Origin of the sequence: Paraburkholderia franconis, assembly GCF_009362735.1 — a bacterium.
Classification (GTDB): Bacteria; Pseudomonadota; Gammaproteobacteria; order Burkholderiales; family Burkholderiaceae; genus Paraburkholderia; species Paraburkholderia franconis.
On sequence record NZ_WHNP01000019.1, the window covers coordinates 98,488 to 116,420 of the forward strand.

Genomic DNA, 17,933 nt, shown 5'->3' on the forward strand with positions numbered 1-17,933 from the left:
CGGGTGTCGCACATGGGTGATGGATAGAAGGGGGCAGTGATGCGTGCAATGACAGGTCTACTGGCGAGGGTGTTCGACGTCGCCTTGATCGTGACAGGTGCGCTCGTGGCATCGCGAATCCGATTCGACGATGTCTCGCAGCGTGGGTTCTATCTCGCGTTTGTCGCGTTTGCGGCGGCGTTTTCTCTCGCCGTTTTTCCGGCACTCGGTGTCTACGAGTCGTGGCGGGGTCGTTCGAAGCGCGTGCTGGCGGGTCAGGTGGCGTTGGGCTGGCTGATCGTGCAGGCGTGCGCGTTGGCGCTGATGTTCTCGCTCCACCGCATCGACTTCGTGTCGCGTCTGTGGTTTGCGTACTGGACGGGTATTTCCGGCGGCTCGATGATCGTCAGCCGTCTCGTGATGCACAGGTTGCTCGGCCGGGCCCGCAATGCCGGTCTGGATTTGCAGCCGGTTGCGGTGGCTGCTTGCGGAGAGCACTGCAACGAGATTATTCACCGGATGGAGAGCGAGACTACATCGGGCTTCCGGCCGCGGGCGATCTACAATCTGCGACCCGAGGCGGAGACGTTGCCGCACGTGCCCGCATTCGACGATCACAAGGCATTCGCCAGCTACGTTCGCGAGCAGCAGATCAGCGAAGTATGGCTCGCATTGCCGCTCGCCGAAGAGCGCACGATCCTGAAGCTCGTGAACGAGTTTCGCAACGATCTGATCAACATCCGCTTCATGCCGGACGTGCGCGCGCTCGCATTGTTCGAAGGTGGCGTGATGAGCCTGCTCGGTCTGCCGACGATCAATCTCGCGGCGTCGCCGTTGCCCCCGAACGCAATGGTGAAGAAGGACATATTCGATCGGCTGTTTGCGTTCTGCGCACTCGTCGCGATCTCCCCGATTCTGCTTGGCTGTGCAATTGCGGTGAAGCTGAGTTCGCCGGGACCCGTGTTCTTCAAGCAGCGCCGCAAGGGCGCGGATGGCAGGGTCTTCACGATCTACAAGTTCCGCACGATGCGTCTGCACAAGCAGAAGGCGGGTGTGCTCGAACAGGCCAAACGTGGCGATCCGCGCATCACTGCCGTCGGTGGTTTCCTGCGTCGCACGAGCCTCGATGAATTGCCGCAATTCTTCAATGTGCTGCGCGGCGAGATGTCGGTCGTGGGCCCGCGTCCGCACGCACTCGAACATGACGACCTGTATCAGAACGTCGTGTCCGGCTATATCCATCGCTACCGGATCAAACCCGGCATCACGGGCTGGGCGCAGGTGAACGGATATCGCGGTGAAACGGATCGCCTCGAAAAGATGGAAGGACGTGTCGAGCACGATCTCTACTATCTGCGTAACTGGTCTTTCGGACTGGACGTGCGCATCATCCTCGCGACGATTTTCAAAGGCATTGTTCATCCCAACGCGTACTGAGCATAAGGCCAAAAATAATGAACGTTCGACAGGGAGCGGATAGCGGGCTTACGTGGTTGAAGCGCGAGACCAGTACGATCGCGAGCGATCTCGAGAGCGCCGTGAGAAAGTCGCTGAAGACTATTGGGCGCCGCAAGTTCCATTGGGAGCACGCGCTGCAGGCGAAGAAAATTCTGCGAGTGCTCGAAAATACATACGGCAAGGCGGACCCGATGAACCTCAGGCTCGCCGATACGTATGCACGCGACGTGTTCGGCGATGCCGTCTACTCCCCGTGGCTTCGCGCCTATACGGCATTCAACCGCAAGTTCAAGGAAGGCTGGATTCCCGACAACTTCTACGGAACCGTCGTCGTCCCGAGCATGAAAGGATGGCACGGGAAGATCTCGAACCTGAAGACGGTCTCACAGCTGATCTTTGGGAGCGAGACCTTTCCCGACATCGCGTACTTTGCGAATGGCCTGTTCTTTTCCGCTCACAAGGTGGCGATTCCGCAGGCGCATGTCGAGGGATTCGTATTTCAGAACGCGGACCGGATCGTCTACAAGCTGGACGGGTCCGCGCGCGGCTCGGGCATCTACATCTTCGACCGGAAGACATTCGATCCTGAAGCGATCAGGTCGTATGGCAATGGCGTGATCCAGACGTACATCGAACAGCATCGGGTGTTCAGCGAGTTCACGTCGAATTCGGTTGCGACATTGCGCTTTACGACAGTGGTCGATGATGCCGGCGACATTTCCGTTCGTTCGTGCTTCCTGCGCCTCGGCAGAGCGGAGCATACGCACGTCACGGCGGAAGACGAGGTGTGCGTTCCCGTCGATCTGCTCAAGGGCGAATTGCGTCGCGAAGGCTATCTCGACAACTGGCTGGCCGTCGACGCGCATCCCGATTCCGGGTGCTCTTTCGAGGGCGTCAAGATTCCGGCTTTCTGGAAATGTGTCGCGACAGTTCTGGAGCTGCACGGCAAGATTCCTTTCGCGCGATGCGTCGGCTGGGACCTGACCGTCGATGTCGATGAAAACGTCAAGGTGATGGAGTGGAACGCCGAGCATAACGACGTCAAGTTCAGCGAAGCGACCCAAGGTCCATGTTTCTCGGATCTGAAATGGGAGCGCCTCAAGGCATCGTTTGCATAGGTGAGTCAATGCCTCAAGCAATCAGATTGGAGAAGTCCGCGCTCGGCGCGCAATGCAACGAGCAGGTGAGCGGACAGAAAAGCGGCGGGCGGCGAGTCGGCCTTGAGAAGGAGCGCGACTTGAGCGAACAGCTTTGGTGTGTGCACATCGAAGGGATCAACGATTACGTTGCGGCCATGTCGCGTGAGGCAGCCGAGCGGGAGGCATCGGCGATCAACGCATATATCGAGCACGCGGGCGACAAGGCGTCCGCGTCGATCGTGCGAGCCACCGCGATCGAATGGCCTTTTACCGCGGCCGGCCATGCACGGTCGCTTGAAGTCGACTGGGACGATTTGCAGCACATGCCGCACAGGCTCGCGGACGCCGGCAGTTCCGAGGAGGCGCCGCTGCCTTCGATATGGCGGCGGCTCAAGGCGTTGGTGCGCGGAGCGTGAAGCAAAAGGGCATGCGGACACGTGGAGACACGATGACGCACGAATACGGTTTCTTCCGCTGAGCTTGCATGACTCAGCGCACGAGCCGACAGAATTGTTCATTGACTAAAGCGGAGTCTGACATGTGGTATGGCATCGGTGCAAGGGTGATGGTCGTTGGCGCTTTTCTTGCGCTAGCGGGTTGCGGCGGAGGTGGTGGAGGCGGATCGAATTCCGCGTCTTCCGGCAGCACGAGTTCGCCGCAACTCGCTGCCGCGACGAAAGTCGACGACGGCACAACGATGGGTGATACGAACTGGCCTGCGGGCTCGACAGCAACGGGTGGAACGGGACAACCGGTGAGCGGCCTGAACTGCGGCGTGCGCGGCAATGCGTACACCTACTCGCACCTGTCGATCTATCTGAACGGCAGGCTGCTGGCATTGCCTGAAAACATCGGTACTGTCGAGCCGACGATGGCCGTGCAGACGGGTTGCGCATATCCGCTGCACACCGACGACCAGACAGGCAAGATCCGCATGGACTCGAGCTCCGGCGCGTCCTATACGCTGGGCCAGTTCTTCGCGATCTGGGGACAGCCGCTGTCGACGTCGAATGTCGCCGGATTGACGGGGCTGCCCGTCACGGTCTATGTGAACGATGGCGGCACGCTCACGAAATACACGGGCGATCTCGCGAGCCTTCCGTTGCCGGTGCATGGCGAAGTGACGATCATGGTCGGCACGCCGCTCGCGCAGATTCCCACTTACACGTGGAACGATCCACCGCCGTTCAATCAACAGCAGCCGATTGCCCTGGCCTTCGGCGGAACGATCGGTGCCCCTAACTGGCCGAGCGGCAGCACGCCGACGGGCGGCACGGGTGCGCCTGTCGATGGAATCGTCTGCGGCGTGGGCATGAGCGAGGCCTATCACGTGCACGCGCATGTGGCGATCGTCAGAGATGGTCAAGGGCTTGCGCTGCCTGCGCAAATTGGCATTCCGTCGGCGTGCAACTATGAGATGCATACGCACGATTTGACGGGAATCATCCACATCGAGACGCCCAGTGTGAAGGCCTTTACGCTCGGCCAGTTCTTCGACATCTGGGGCGAACCGCTGACGACCACCAACGTGGCGGGTGTGATGGGCAACGTGATCGTGTACATCAACGACAACGGTGACGTTCGGCGCTACATGGGTGATCCGCGCAATATCGAGCTGATCTCGCATCGCGACATCACGTTGCAGATCGGACAGCCCATAAGCACGCTGCCGACCTATACGTGGACGGATGAGCCGCAATAAGTAGCAGAGAGAAGGGGCGGCGCCGTCAGGCCGCCGCTCCGACGCGCGCGCGTGCCTCGTCGTCTGTCGGGACCGACTGCAGCACGGCTTGCACGACGCGCTCCACGCCTGGCCAGTTCTTCGCGTGTTCTCCCGGCACATACTGCTGCGCAGACACGCTCATATAAGGCGGCGGATAACCCCATATCGCGTCGTGCACTTCGGGCCTTGTCACGCTTCCGCCGATCACGGCGACAGTCGGACGGCGGAACGCGGCCGCGACGTGCATCAACATCGAAGAGTTCGTCAGTACGACGTCCGCCTTTTCGGTCAGCGCGAACACGATGCGCATGGACACTTCGCCGGCCGGCGAGCGAACGGGCACGCCCGGTCCCGCTGCGGCAATCGCCTCGGCGGCGCGCGCCCGATCCGCCTCGCTTCCCACGATCACGAAGTCGCAAGCGCTGCCGGCCCGTTCGAGTGCGTGAGCGATTTGCGCGAGCGCGGCACCGACCTGTTGCGCGGGCCATGCCTTGGTCGGCACGCCTGCTCCGACGCCGACGACCATGCGTACGGTCCTGCGGCCGGGTATGTCGCCAGCGTTCCAATACTGCGCGGCCTGCGCGCGCTCGTCGCCCGTCAGGAAGAGTTGCGGGCGCACTTCAGGCAGCACCGTTGCACCGAGCAGTTCGCCTTGCGCGAGCGCGGCGCGTCCGCACTGGCGTCTCGCATATTCGACATAGGCCTGGCACGCGCTCCATCCGCCGCGATAACCGCGCACGCCGATGCGATAGCGCGCGCCCACGCGCATCATGAGCAACGCGCCCATATAGCTGCCCAACACGTCGATCGCCACATCGAAGCCGCCTCGCGCGCGCAGCGCGGCGACCTGCGGTGACTTCCACAGAAAGCGCAACACGTTGCGATGCGAGCGGTCATCGACCAGCTTGTTGTTCCAGGGGGCATCGAGCTCGACGATCTCGTCGATGAACGGATTGTTCTCGAGTATCGGCCGCCCCCAGCTGCCGATGCCGGCGATCAGGCGCGTCGTCGGAAAGCGCTCGCGCAGCGCTTCGAAGAGCGGCGTGGTGGTGAGCAGTTCGCCGAAATCGTTCGGGCGCAGCACGAGAATTTCACGCGGCGTGTCGCGCTGCGGGTCAAAACGTGGCGGGCAGAACCGGCCGATCAGCCAGACCGGCGTCTCGATCAGCAGACTTTTCCAACCCATCGCTTCTCCATGCTGGCACGTGGTTGTCGCCGTCGGCGCGCATTATGAGTGCGCGTGTGCGGCCGGCTACGCGCGCGTCGCGTCGATGCGCTGGACCGGCCGGATATCGCTTTGATTGTGCATGGGCGCGACCGCACGGAACCGCCGAGGTCGCTCTCTTTTCCGCCATCGTGTGTGGGTTGGGGCACAGGCGGTCGCGTCGATTGCAGGCGCTTTGAACCTTTCAGAATAGCGCGATTTGTATTGCAAGAATATTTCAATTCGATAAATGCAAGGCATCGCATTGGGTAAGTCCCGCTGTAATCAATCGAAATATAAAGGCCGTCGAGCTTTAATGTTTTCTTCAGGTTGTCCTACTACGATCGCTTTGACTGTTCAATCGCGATCGTCGTTGTGTTGATCAGCCTCTTTCCTCTTCGCGAAGCGGTCATTGGAGCGGCGGTCGTCCCCAGCGTGTCCGCTTCGTGTCAGTCCCGCGCTTCTGCGGTTCTTCACATGCGGTTGCGGCCCATCGATTACGGCGTCGGTAGAGCGCCTGATTCATAGAACCTTCACATTGGGCACTTCGATGGCGATTAGTACGCTGGTTTCGAATGTCGGGCTCGTACGCGAATTTCTGGCTTGCCTGTGCGGCGCATGCGCGGCATTCGGCATTCTGTACACCGTCGCGGCCGCCGCGCTGGTCGGCCGGTTCTTCGCGCGAAGCTCGCCTCAGCCCGAAAGCTTTCCGCCCGTCACGGTAATCAAGCCGTTGCGCGGAATGGAGACCGCGCTCCTTTCTAGTCTGCGAACCTTCTGCGAACAGGATTACGAGGGGGAAGTGCAGTACCTGTTCGGTGTCCACGATTCGAACGATCCCGCGCTCGATGTCGTGAAAGAGCTTCAACGCCTCTATCCGGACGCGCATATCACCGTGGTCGCGAATAGCGAATTGCACGGGTGCAACCGGAAGGTCAGCAACCTTCTCAACATGCTTCCTTCGGCCGTCCACGAGTACTACGTGTTTGCGGATAGCGACGTCGCGGTCGACCGCGATTACCTCAGCAGAGTGATGGGCGAACTTCAGGCAGAGGGCGTCGGCCTCGTCACATGCGCGTACGTGGGCGCGCCCGACCCCGGCTTCTGGCCGAAGCTCTCGGCGAGGGCCGTCGATTATCAATTCCTTCCCGGCGTGCTGTTCGCGCTTGCATTGGGCCTTGCGCAACCGTGCTTTGGTCAGACGATTGCGATGCGTCGCGAAACGCTCGATAAAATCGGCGGGCTGCGCCAGTTCGCGAATCTGCTCGCCGAAGATCATGCGATCGGTATGGCGGTGAGAGCGGCAGGGCAGCGCGTGGTGGTTCCCGGTTTCGTGATCGGCCACGCATGTCCTGAGTCCACGCCCGCGCGGCTTCTCGAGCATGAGTTGCGGTGGAGCAGAACTATCCGGCGAATCGATCCGTATGGCCATCTTGGCTCGGCCGTGAGTTACCCGGTACCATTGGCGCTACTCGCGCTGCTGTTCGCAAGTGCGCCGCCGTGGACGATGTATCTGCTCGCAGCCGCCTTGTGCGCGAGGCTCCTGCTTCAGTGCCGCATGGATCTTGCGCTGAAGCGCTCCGTTCGTGAACCCTGGCTTCTGCCGTTGTGGGACGTGATGGCATTTGCCATTCTTTTCGCAAGTCTGCTTTCTTCACGTGTTGTCTGGAGAGGCGTGAGTTTCGACGTAGACGACGATGGCCTGCTCAAAGTCGCGCCCGCCAGTTCGTCCACCGACTGAGCAACGGTAGCTTCCCACTCAATTCCAATTCGATGATCAGGCACGTCAGCAGGTTCGCGGCTTTGGCAGGTCTCGTGATTGCGCTTTTCGTCGTGTGGCGCAGTCATCCTACAGAGGTACTGGGTCTCCTGCGCGATGCGGGCGCAGGGCTGCTGGTCGCCGGGCTTGCGCACGTCCTGCCGATGCTGGCGAACGCTCGCGACTGGCAAACGCTGATACGCGGCGCCAATCGGCCCACTCTGCTTTCGATGCTGAAGCTCGTGTGGATTCGCGAGTCGGTGAACTGCATGTTGCCCGTTGCCCGCGTCGGCGGCGAGCTGGTCTCGTTCCAGCTATTGCGGCGCTGGCGCGTGCGCGCGTCGACGGCGGCGGCGAGTCTCGTCGTCGACATGCAATTGACGATCATCAGCCAGTTCGTCTTCACGATGGCAGGGATTGGATTTCTCGCGGCTCGCGGCGATTCGGCAACGGGACACGTGGTCGGCGGCCTCGCATGGAGCACGGCGCTGCTCGTGCCCGTACCGATCCTGTTCGCGCTCGTGCAGCATGCGAATCCGTTCGCGCTGGTGTCGCGAGGACTCGACCGGATGACGAGCGGCAAGCTTACCGCGCTGGTCGGCCATTCGGTGAAAACCGACCAGTCGATCAAGGTGATCTGGCGCCGTCGCGCCGTCGTTCTTCGCTATCTGTTCTTCTGGCAACCGCTGCAATGTCTTGCGACGGCGCTCGAAATCTGGCTCGCGCTGTATTTTCTCGGCGCAAACGTGAGCTTTCTCGCGGCGCTGACCATCGAAGTGCTGATCCAGGCCGTAAGCAGCGCGGCCTTCGTCGTGCCGGGCGCATTGGGGATTCAGGAAGGCGCCTTCGTGCTGATCGGCGGATGGCTCGGCATCGAGCCGGCGACCAGTCTTGCGCTGGCTGGCGCGCGGCGCATTCGGGATCTGCTGATCTTCATTCCAGGCCTTTTTGCGTGGCAGTTTTCGCTGCGCAACGTACGCTGACGGCCTATTCGGCGTCGTCGTCAATCGGCCGGTTCTGCGAGGCCTGCACGGCATAACCTTCATGCCCTTCGCCGGCGACTCCCTTCAGGAAATGCCCTCTGAATGCCTATGGGCATGGTTCTTTCATAGCGTATCGCGCAGAACGTAGTAATGTATCGCGGGAGCCAGTTTTCGCCCGGCCCCTTTGATTCTCGAGGCGCTTATGTCCATAGACGCAGACACCACTATCGACGAACAGGTTGCTGCAATCGCAGACCGCATGACCCAGGAAGGCCGTGATGTTTCCCCCGTGACGATCTGGTCGGAGGTCCACAGCGGATCGATCGTCGCCGTTGCCGTCGCCTTGCAACGCTGGCGCGACGCGCGACAGCCCCAGACGCCGCCGGCTCAGGTCCAGCCCGACGTGCCGGACGACCTCGCCGAGGCCCTGATGAACATCGCACACCGGCTCTGGACGGCATCGCACGACGCGACGTCGAGAGTGCTCGGCGACCGTCTGGGCGCGGTGGACCATCAGCTCGCCGTCGCGCTGAAGGAGCGCGACGAGGCGCTGGCCGAATATCAGAAGACGGAAAAAGAAGTCGAAACGGGCCGCGACCGGCTCGACGGACTGACCAGCGAACTGCAGGCGCTGGACGATGCGGCGACGCGCGCGCGCACGGAGCTTGTCGAGGCGACCGCTCGCGCCGGGACGGCCGAAGCGAAGGCGGGGGAACTCGCGCAGCACGCAACGGCGGAGCAGGCCAGGCGGGAGGCGGCGGAGGCGTCGCTGGTCGAGCAGCACAAGGCGAACGAATGGCTCGCCGCGACGGTTTCGGGCAAGAACAACGAAATAGCGCGCCTCACGCAGGAGCGCGACGACGCGCAGCACGAAATCGCGACGTTGAACGACGCGTGCCAGGCGAAGGCCGCCGAAGTGGAGCGATGGATGCAGGAGGCGGGCGCCGCCGCGTCGCGCGCCGATGCCGCCACTGCGCAGGCAAGCGAGAGCCTCGCGCGGATCGCCGCGCTGGAGGCTGATCTGGAGGCGCATCGCAGGCAATTGCAGGCTTCGGAGGAGACCGCAACGCGCGTTCAGGCCGAACTGGCCTCTGCGACCGCACGCGCGGTTACGGCGGAGGCGAAGGTCGAAGAGCTCGCGCAACGGGCATCGACAGCGGAGACGAAGCTCGAAGCCATGCAGGCATCGTTCGACGAGCAGCGCAACGCGAATGAAGGGCTGGCCGCAACGGTGTCGAGTCAGAAAGACGAGATCGCGCGGCTCACGCAGGAGCGCGACGAGGCGCGGCACGAAGTGTCGACGTTGAACGACACGTGCCAGGCGAAGACGGAAGAAGTGGCGCGATGGTCGCAGGAGGCGGGCGCGGCGACATCGCGTGCCGAAGCCGCCGAGGCGCAGGCGCGCGAACGCCAGGCGCGGCTCGCGGCGCTGGAGGCCGAGCTTGACGAAACCCGCGCCGCACTCGCAACCGAGCGGCAGACGAGCGCCGCACGGGCGGATGAAGCGGCGGCGCGGCTCGAAGAACTTCAGCGCGTCACACGGGAACTGACAGAAGCTAAAGCGCGGATCGACGCGATGGGCGAGGCGAAGACCGTCGCAAACGCCGAACTGCATCGCATCTCGCAGGAAGCATCCGTTGCAAAGGAACGCGCCGATGCCGCCGAACAACGCGCAACGCAGTTGGAGCAAAGCCTCGCAGCAGAACAGCAGGCAAGCACTGCGCGGGCAGAAGAAACTGCGGCACAACGTGAAGAACTCCAGCGCATCACACGCGAACTCGAAGAGGCCAAAGCGGAGATCGTCGCTATCACCGAGGCCAAGACCGCCGCAGACGCCGAACTGCACCACATTTCACAGGAAGCATCCGCAGCGAAGGAGCGCGCCGACGCAGCCGAACAGCGTGCCGCGCAGTTGGAGCACAACCTCGCAGCAGAGCGCCAGACAAGTGCTGCGCGAGCCGAAGAAACAGCGGCACAGCGTGAAGAACTTCAGCGCATCACGCGCGAACTGGCAGAAGCGAAAACGCAGATCGATGCGATGACCGAGGCCAGGACTGCAGCAGACGCCGAGCGCGAGCGCATTTCGCAGGAAGCATCCGCCGCGAAAGAACGCGCCGATGCAGCCGAACAGCGCGCCGCGCAGTTGGAGCAAAACCTCACAGCAGCGCAGCAGGCAAACGCTGCGCGAGCCGAAGAAACAGCGGCACAACGTGAAGAACTTCAGCGCATCACGCGCGAACTCGCGGAAGCCAAAACGCAGATCGACTCGGTGACCGAGGCCAGGACCGCCGCAGACACCGAACGAGAGCGCCTCTCGCAGGAAGCACTCGCTGCAAAAGAACGAGCCGACGCAGCCGAACAGCATGCCGCGCAACTGGAGCAGCGTCTCGCCGAACAAGAGCGCGAAGCGGCAGCCGCAAGGGACGCGCAACGCGAGCATCAAGCCGGCATCGAGGCAGGAGCAGCCACGACTGCGGACGAAATCGCCGCATTGCAACGCGAGATCGCGGCTCAGTCGAAAGCCCACACAAAGGCCTATAACGAGTTGCGCGCCAATGCCGAGCAGTGGGTCACGTACGCGAAGGAAATCAAACAGCGGCTCGAGCAGGCGAACGAGAAGATCCTGTTCATCGATGCGCGCAGCACGGGCGAAGTGGCGCTGTTGCGCCGACTCTCGTTCGAGCTGGAGCGGCTCAAGCCCGATCACGAACTGATCTTCCGCGAGGCGCAAAAAAAGCTGATCGGCACGACGATGGCGCAGCAGCTGGCCCAGAAAGGCTACCGGTACGACCCGGCCACGGCCGTCATGTCGAAGGCGGAGAGCTGACGCCCATTGCTCCCGCAGAAGCTGCCCCGTGCTTGGCCAGATGATCGACCAGCATGCGCGCGGGCAGCGGCAGCGTGTCGAAGTTGCGCGCGACGATCAGCATCGGGCGCAGCGACCACGGCTCGTCGAGTTCGATCATTCGATAGCTCGCCGTCTGCGCGTAGGGCATCACGCTGCCCTCGGGCAGCACGCCGATGCCGAGCCCCGCGCCGACCATATTGCGCACGCCCTCGAAGCTCGTCACTTCGATGCGCACGCGCAAGCGCCGTCCTTCGCGCTCCGCTGCCGCGCGGCACAGCTTCGAAATGGACGTGGCGTAGGGCATGATGATGAAGTCTTCATCGAGCGCATCGGCGAATTTGACGGCCGCGCGCCGCGCCAGCCGATGACTGTCCGGCACGATCAGCACCAGCTTGTCGACGCTATAGGTGCGCCATTGCAGGTCTTGCAGCGTATCGCGAGGCGCGGAGCAGATGCCGAGATCCGCCATGCCGCTCGCGATGCCCTGCACGACTTCATCGCTGCTCTTCTCGACCATGTCGACGCGCACCTCGGGGTTCGCGCGCAGAAACGTATGCAACGCGCCCGGCAGATACTGGACCATCGCCGTGAAGTTCACGTAGATGCGCGCGTGTCCGCGCAGACCTTGTGAATACTCCGACAATTCATCCGATATCTGCTGCACGTGCTCGATCAGCCGCTTCGCATGGTGATAGAGCGCTTCGCCCGCAGGCGTCGCTTGCACGCCCCGGCTATGGCGATAGAGCAGCGGCGTGCCCGCGTCGGTTTCGAGGTCGGACACGCGCTTGCTGACAGCCGATGCGACGAGGTGCGTGCGCCCCGATGCCGCCGCAATGCTGCCTTCCTCCACGACGGCCACGAAGATGCGCAGCGACTCCATATCGAAGCGCATCGGCCGGTCTGGTGCAGCACGCATTGGCACTCCTTTCTCGGGTTTTCCCTGATCCGCGACGCGTCGGGCATCGCGTTTCGCGATGGCTCCGTTGAAGATTGAGAAGTTTTCAAACAGGCCGGAAACGCCCATTCTATCGGCGATACAAGGCATGTCACGCCGCCCGCCGCGTCTCGATCGGCATACGCAAGCATCGCGATTCGTCATTCTAAGGTGGTCCGCCGATGCCGTCGTCGAGACTGTCCGCGACGCGTCTGCGTGTGCGTGCACGTCATTCGCATCACTCGTTCAGGAACCGGATCAATGAGCGCTTCAGCTTCACTCTTTTCTCCTCTCGAACTCGGCTCGCTTAAGCTGCACAACCGCATCGTCATCAGCCCGATGTGCCAGTACAGCGCCATCGACGGATCGGCGAGCGCGTGGCATCGCACGCATATCGGCAACCTGTCGTTGTCGGGCGCGAGCCTGATGCTGCTGGAAGCGACGGCTGTCGAAGCCACGGGCCGCATCACACCGTATTGCCTCGGCCTCTATTCCGATGCGAACGAGGAAGCGCTCGGCCGCGTGCTCGACGAAGTGAGACAGTTCAGCGACATGCCGATCGGCATCCAGTTGTCCCACGCGGGACGCAAGGCATCGAGCGAACCGCCGTGGCGCGGCGGCGTGCAGATCGCGCAGCAGGACGGCGGCTGGCAGGCGGTCGGCCCTTCCGCGATCGCACAGGGCGACGGCGAGATCGCGCCCGTCGCGCTCGATCACGCGGGGCTTGCGCGCATTCGCAATGCGTTCGCTGATAGCGCGAAGCGCGCGGCGCGACTCGGCCTCGCTGCGATCGAACTGCACTTCGCGCATGGCTATCTGCTGCATCAGTTCCTGTCGCCGCTCGCGAATCAGCGTGACGACGAGTACGGCGGCTCGCTCGAAAACCGCATGCGCTTTCCGCTCGAAGTCTACGAAGCGGTGCGCGCCGTATGGCCCGAAGGCAAGCCGCTCGGCGTGCGCGTGTCGGCGACGGATTGGGTCGAAGGCGGCTGGGACCTCGAGCAGACCATCGAGCTTGCGAAGCGCTTGCGCGAGCGGGGCTGCGACTGGATCGACGTGTCGACGGGCGGCCTGTCGCCGTTGCAGAAGATTCCCGTCGGGCCGCATTACCAGGTTCCGTTTGCACGCGCGGTGCGCGAAGCGACGGGCATGCCGACCATCGGCGTCGGCCTTATCACGGATGCCGTCGAAGCCGATCGTGTGATCCGTGAAGGCGAGGCCGATCTGATCGCGCTCGCGCGCGCGGTGTTGTGGGACCCGCGCTGGCCATGGCACGCGGCTGCGCAACTCGGCTCGACGATCAAGGCACCGCCGCAATACTGGCGATGCGAGCCGCGCGGCGCAGGACGCGTGTTCGAGGGCGCGTCGTTCGGCCAGCGCTAACCGCCGCCTGACGTTGAACGAGGTTGAATCACGTTGATCCATGAGCCGGCGCGCGACCGGCATTGGACACTTCAGAACGAATGCATGAAGGAGACACAGATGGAACACGGACAACTTGCCGTCGGCGTGCGCACCCGCTGGTACGACGGACTGACGTCGATGCACTGGAAGGTGCTCAAGGCGAGCTTTCTCGGCTGGATCTTCGACGGCTACGAGGCGCTCGCCATCGTCGTCGTGCTCGGGCCGATGCTGCATTCGGTGTTGACGGCGGAGCAGGCGGCGTCGCAGACGGTGTATGCGGGCCTTGTGATCGGCATCACGCTGCTCGGCTGGGGCATCGGCGGACTGGTCGGCGGCATTCTTGCCGACTATGTCGGCCGCAAGCGGATGATGCTGTGGTCCGTGTTTCTCTATGCGCTCTTCTCGGGCATCACCGCGTTTTCGCAGACGGTCTGGACATTGTGCGCATTGCGCTTCCTGACGGGCCTCGCGATGGGCAGCGAGTGGAGCACGGGCATCGCGTTGCTGTCGGAGACGTGGCCGGAGCAGGCACGCGCGAAAGGCGCGGGCTTCCTGCAGTCGGGCTTCGGCTGGGGCACGCTGGCCGCGGCCGTGATCTGGTACGCGCTTGCGTCGACGCATCCGCTCGGCGCCGAATCGTGGCGGCTGATGTTCGTGCTCGGCGCGGTGCCTGCGTTCTTCGTGCTGTATATCCGGCGTGGCGTGAGCGAATCGGAGAAGTGGCAGCGCGCCGTGCGCGAAAAGCGATGGGCGGCTACGAGTACGGCTGGCACGGCTGCATCGGCCGCCAGCGACGCCGCCGGCGACGCGCCGCAAACCGGCAAGCGTCCGTTCACGCTCGCGCAACTGTTCGCCGAGCGCGTGGCGCTGCGGCGCACGCTGATCCTGCTCGCGCTGTCGATCATCACGACGGTCGGCTGGTGGGCGATCTCCAGCTGGCTGCCGACCTATACGGTGGCCGTCGCCAGGGCCCAGGGCATTCAGGACGCCGTGTCGTGGGGCTCGAAGGTATCGATCGTCTATACCGTCGGCGCGATCGTCGCGTATATGCTCGCGGGCTTCATCGTCGATGCGATCGGGCGGCGCACGTTCCTGTCGCTGACGTTTGTCGGCTCGCTCGTGACGACGTTCATCACCTATAAGCTGACGTCGAGCGTCGAAGCGATGATGGTGATCGCGCCGATCAACGGCTTCTTCACGCTGGGCTGCGCCTATGTGTGGATGGCGATCTATCCTTGCGAGCTCTTCACGAGCTCCGTCCGTTCGACGGCGATCAGCTTCGTGTTCAACGCGGCGCGGCTGATCGCGTGGGTGTTCCCGATTATCGCGGGCAGCATGATCAAGTCGTTCGGCGGCGTGTCGCATGCGGCGCTCGCGCTCGGTTCGGTGTACGTGCTCGGTATCGTGTTGCCGTGGTTCCTGCCCGAGACACGTGGCGTGGGCATGCCGGACTGACTGTGCGCTGCGAATCCTCGCGTACGCGTACGCTCACAGGGCGGCGCCGTCAGGTATCAGGGTGTCCCGCGATGAAGCTGGTGAATGCGTCATACGGCTGACTCAATATCGCACCGTCGATCATCAGGCCGTAGGTCGAGTCTCCGCTATCGAGTTCGTAGTACATCACCGACTGGATGTTTGCCGTCTTTCTGGCCATGAAGTAGTTGGCAAACTGAGCACTGATATAGGTGGCCCGATAGGCCTCTGTCTTTTCGGGCCCCGTGTTCCACTCGGTGAGCAGGAACGGCACGCCGTAGCGCGACTTGCAGTACGCCGGCAGATTGAAGCCCGGACCTGACCCATCGGAACCGATATTGAAGATGTCGCCGTAAACCTCGAAGTTGTGCCACGTCGTCATGTCCCATCGTACCGTCGGATGACCGCCTGTTCCATCCGGCTGCATGCCGTCCCACAAAGCGTCCGATGCGCCGATGTCGGCGACGCAGAAATTGATGCCGCAACTCGCGCCGGGCTGAACCGACTTCACGCCCTGGATCATTCCGCGCATGACGCCGCGCATGACCGGCCAGTTGGTGTTGTTGAAGTCCACGGCCTTCGTGCCGGCATTGGTGGAATCGAGAATGATGTCGCTTGCCCGTGTCAACTCATTGCCGCACTCGTACATCGTCACGCCATACGGGGCAAGCGCGCTGGCGACCGTTGCCGCGCAGGACTGCCCACGATCGTACGCGATCGATTCGCTCGCGAACATTCTGCGGTTGCTATCGTAAATGCTGAGATCGATCAGCACGAACAAGGTCAGTCCCGCCGACTGGAATGCCTGAGCGAGTTTGGCCACGGCATTCAGTTGCGCCGGGTCGTCTGTACAGCCGAGCCGATACGTCGAGCAGCCGATGCTCTTCATGATCGATACGACTTGGGCAGGCGTGTAGCGATAGTCGAAGTGTCCGTTGATACCGTAAAACGTGCCCGCCGTCGCAGCATTGACGACACGCGGATTGTTCGTGACAGCGCTTGGGCCGGAACCGCTGCCCCCGCATCCGCCAAGAACATAGCTGCCGCCGAGCGCCGTCAGGCAGCCGAGAATCTGCCGTCTTTTGAGCATGTAAGTTTTCCGCCGCCGGAGTACCGGAAACAAACCGTGGAGGTGCCAGACGGGTAACGACACGAGCCGCCGTTGCCGGCACGTCGCATCGACCAGTAATTAGTGCCATTGCCGCATCTGTCGGTCATTTTTTCGGCAAGAATATGACGGAATAGAAGAAGCCGTTATAGGGAAAGCGAAATAGAAAAACGGGTGGAGAATCTGCTGGAACACATCTAGCAGGTAATCATGACCGAATACCGTGAACGCAATGGGCAGACGCAGGTAAAAATGCTCGGACCGGGTATTGGACCAAGGTCCAATACCCGCTGGCGCACGCCCGGCTTATTCTTGACTTCGCGCATGTTCGTTCGGAGATTCGCATGACGACGTCAAAGAATCTGCTGATAGCCATGGTCCGTGCGGCGGTCGGTTGGCCGTACGTTTCGACTATGACCCGATTTCGGGCGATGTTACCGGCAGAATGTTCCATTCAGGGCCCATTCCACACAGCCCGTATGCCGGGCAGGCGAAACACGGGCCGCGCACGGCGAAGCCGGCCATGAAACGGGTGCCCGACTGGGACATCCTCCAGACTCGCGAAACGATCAGGCAGGCTGCCTACGATCTCGCTCGTAGCGGAGTTTGCGATGGATGGCAGGACGTATGGCGTGCGCTCCGTGCGCGCTTCACCGTCGATCAACTGACGACGATCTTCGAGAACCCGCTTTGCCGTCTCGATGTCGATCGGCGTTGCTATTGGGCGCGCAATCCCGGGAAGCATGACAGCGAGCTAACAGCCCGTTCGCCTGTGATCAGGCGAGACATGTGTGAAAAGAGCGGGACGTTGATTCCCCGGGCTGTTGATCGTCAGCCCCAGAGGACGGAACGGCTGGCTGGGCAAATCAAGGCGCTGCTGGCGGATGGCGGCGAGCGCACCGCGATGCAGATCGCGCAGCAACTGGGCACGAGCCGCAACGAGGTGCTCGTCGCCGTACGCGTGATGTTGGCCGATGGAGCGCTGCAGGTAACGCGCCACGTTTGCGCGAGTCATCGCGGCCGGGGGGCGCGCGTGTTTGCGTGCGCCGGTACGGTCGCGAGGAAAAGGCATGAAGAACGCGGGTTGTACGCGCCGTGGCCGCAGGCGGACCCGGTGGTGACGACAGCCATCGATGCTATTGCGCGCCACAGGTGACGATGCCTGCTGTCGCCTGCTAACGACGGGGGACCAAAAAGGGTGGAACAAAAAGGGCGGTGCCTTGACCAGCATTGCGCTTCTGGCTCGTCGTCGGGCCGCCTTGGTGGAAGCTGCCTGGCCACGTACAGAAGGTCAAGCGCCGCGATTTGCCCGTGTCGTCGCGGCACGCTACTCAGTACTTGATATCGCGGGCAACCTGGCGGCCATGCTGCTTGGTCTGTCGCTTGTCCTGCCGGCATTGCGCATTGTTCTTCTGATCGGCGGCGCGGCATTCCTGCTTCGTATGGCGGGCCCCCTGACGGGTTTCCTGCCGGACGTCCCGGCCCGCACGACGTTGTTGCGCCTGCTCTGTAGCAGAGGAATGACCAGAAGACATCGCCAGGACTATCGCAGCGATCGCAACGGTGAAACCACGATTCCAGGTGAACATGATGCGCCCTCCAATGTCCCGATGGCTTGCAGCGATAGAAGAGTACGGCTGGAGTATGGCTCCGGCAGACGGCGAGTCAAGTAAACCGGCGGCATTGCCGCACTCGCTTGCTGTGCGTGGAAGGACGCCAGTGAAGTTACTGGAGCATAGTTTACGCGCGCCAGTTCGCCACAGCGGGCAGGCTGTCATGGAAGTCTGCCGATCCGCTGCGCTGTCCGTGCACGTTGCTGTCGAGCGTGACGATCGCGACCCTCACCATCGTCACGCAGCGGGGACACGCAACCAGATCGCATACGGCGTCGGGACCGCATACGCCCTCCGCTGATCTGACG

At 62.7% G+C, this 17,933-nt stretch carries 13 protein-coding genes and 1 pseudogene; 10 read left to right on the plus strand and 4 right to left on the minus strand.

Going from position 1 to position 17,933, the window contains the following annotated elements; translation table 11 throughout:
* Positions 1-39: 39 nt before the first annotated feature.
* The 4 genes from GCT13_RS21215 (at position 40) to GCT13_RS21230 (ending at position 4,278) form a co-directional block, all read left to right on the plus strand.
* Positions 40-1,416: an undecaprenyl-phosphate glucose phosphotransferase gene (locus tag GCT13_RS21215; RefSeq protein ID WP_152761283.1), complete on the plus strand. Its 1,377-nt coding sequence runs from the start codon at positions 40-42 to the stop codon at positions 1,414-1,416.
* A 113-nt stretch (positions 1,417-1,529) separates the two neighbouring features.
* Positions 1,530-2,555 (plus strand): sugar-transfer associated ATP-grasp domain-containing protein, encoded by a 1,026-nt coding sequence (locus tag GCT13_RS21220; protein ID WP_152761383.1) that lies wholly within the window; start codon positions 1,530-1,532, stop codon positions 2,553-2,555.
* 8 nt (positions 2,556-2,563) lie between these two features.
* Entirely contained in the window at positions 2,564-2,992 is a 429-nt protein-coding gene (locus GCT13_RS21225; RefSeq protein WP_321574513.1) for a hypothetical protein, read from the plus strand.
* A 122-nt stretch (positions 2,993-3,114) separates the two neighbouring features.
* Positions 3,115-4,278 carry a hypothetical protein gene (locus GCT13_RS21230; RefSeq protein WP_193727718.1) on the plus strand — a complete coding sequence of 388 codons (1,164 nt, stop codon included), beginning with the start codon at positions 3,115-3,117 and terminating at the stop codon, positions 4,276-4,278.
* Between the two features lie 25 nt (positions 4,279-4,303).
* Here GCT13_RS21230 and GCT13_RS21235 read toward each other — a convergent pair whose 3' ends face one another.
* Positions 4,304-5,485 carry a glycosyltransferase family 9 protein gene (locus GCT13_RS21235; protein WP_152761285.1) on the minus strand — a complete coding sequence of 394 codons (1,182 nt, stop codon included), beginning with the start codon at positions 5,483-5,485 and terminating at the stop codon, positions 4,304-4,306.
* A 568-nt stretch (positions 5,486-6,053) separates the two neighbouring features.
* Here GCT13_RS21235 and hpnI point away from each other — a divergent pair.
* The 3 genes from hpnI (at position 6,054) to GCT13_RS21250 (ending at position 11,072) form a co-directional block, all read left to right on the plus strand.
* Positions 6,054-7,244, plus strand: coding sequence for a bacteriohopanetetrol glucosamine biosynthesis glycosyltransferase HpnI (gene hpnI, locus GCT13_RS21240; RefSeq protein ID WP_152761287.1), 1,191 nt, complete (start codon positions 6,054-6,056; stop codon positions 7,242-7,244).
* A 32-nt stretch (positions 7,245-7,276) separates the two neighbouring features.
* The gene (locus GCT13_RS21245; protein ID WP_152761289.1) at positions 7,277-8,245 is read left to right on the plus strand and encodes a lysylphosphatidylglycerol synthase domain-containing protein; all 969 of its coding nucleotides are present in this window, start codon (positions 7,277-7,279) and stop codon (positions 8,243-8,245) included.
* A 202-nt stretch (positions 8,246-8,447) separates the two neighbouring features.
* Positions 8,448-11,072, plus strand: coding sequence for a DNA-binding protein (locus tag GCT13_RS21250; RefSeq protein ID WP_152761291.1), 2,625 nt, complete (start codon positions 8,448-8,450; stop codon positions 11,070-11,072).
* Here the strand turns inward: GCT13_RS21250 and GCT13_RS21255 are convergent.
* Positions 11,050-12,009, minus strand: coding sequence for a LysR family transcriptional regulator (locus tag GCT13_RS21255; protein ID WP_227746933.1), 960 nt, complete (start codon positions 12,007-12,009; stop codon positions 11,050-11,052). The genes GCT13_RS21250 and GCT13_RS21255 overlap by 23 nt on opposite strands.
* A 279-nt stretch (positions 12,010-12,288) precedes the next feature.
* On the opposite strand from GCT13_RS21255, the gene GCT13_RS21260 reads away from it, so the two are divergent.
* Both GCT13_RS21260 and GCT13_RS21265 read left to right on the plus strand, forming a co-directional pair.
* On the plus strand, positions 12,289-13,410 hold the full coding sequence (locus GCT13_RS21260; protein WP_152761293.1) for an NADH:flavin oxidoreductase/NADH oxidase: 1,122 nt from the start codon (positions 12,289-12,291) through the stop codon (positions 13,408-13,410).
* Positions 13,411-13,509: 99 nt separating this feature from the next.
* Positions 13,510-14,886 carry an MFS transporter gene (locus tag GCT13_RS21265; protein WP_152761295.1) on the plus strand — a complete coding sequence of 459 codons (1,377 nt, stop codon included), beginning with the start codon at positions 13,510-13,512 and terminating at the stop codon, positions 14,884-14,886.
* Between the two features lie 49 nt (positions 14,887-14,935).
* Here GCT13_RS21265 and GCT13_RS21270 read toward each other — a convergent pair.
* Positions 14,936-15,889: pseudogene (locus GCT13_RS21270) on the minus strand (hypothetical protein); the annotation flags it as partial.
* Positions 15,890-16,535: 646 nt separating this feature from the next.
* Between GCT13_RS21270 and GCT13_RS21280 the strand changes: the two are divergent.
* Positions 16,536-17,168: a helix-turn-helix domain-containing protein gene (locus GCT13_RS21280; protein WP_152761299.1), complete on the plus strand. Its 633-nt coding sequence runs from the start codon at positions 16,536-16,538 to the stop codon at positions 17,166-17,168.
* Positions 17,169-17,343: 175 nt separating this feature from the next.
* Here GCT13_RS21280 and GCT13_RS21285 read toward each other — a convergent pair whose 3' ends face one another.
* Entirely contained in the window at positions 17,344-17,601 is a 258-nt protein-coding gene (locus tag GCT13_RS21285; RefSeq protein ID WP_152761301.1) for a hypothetical protein, read from the minus strand.
* Between the last annotated feature and the right edge of the window lie 332 nt (positions 17,602-17,933).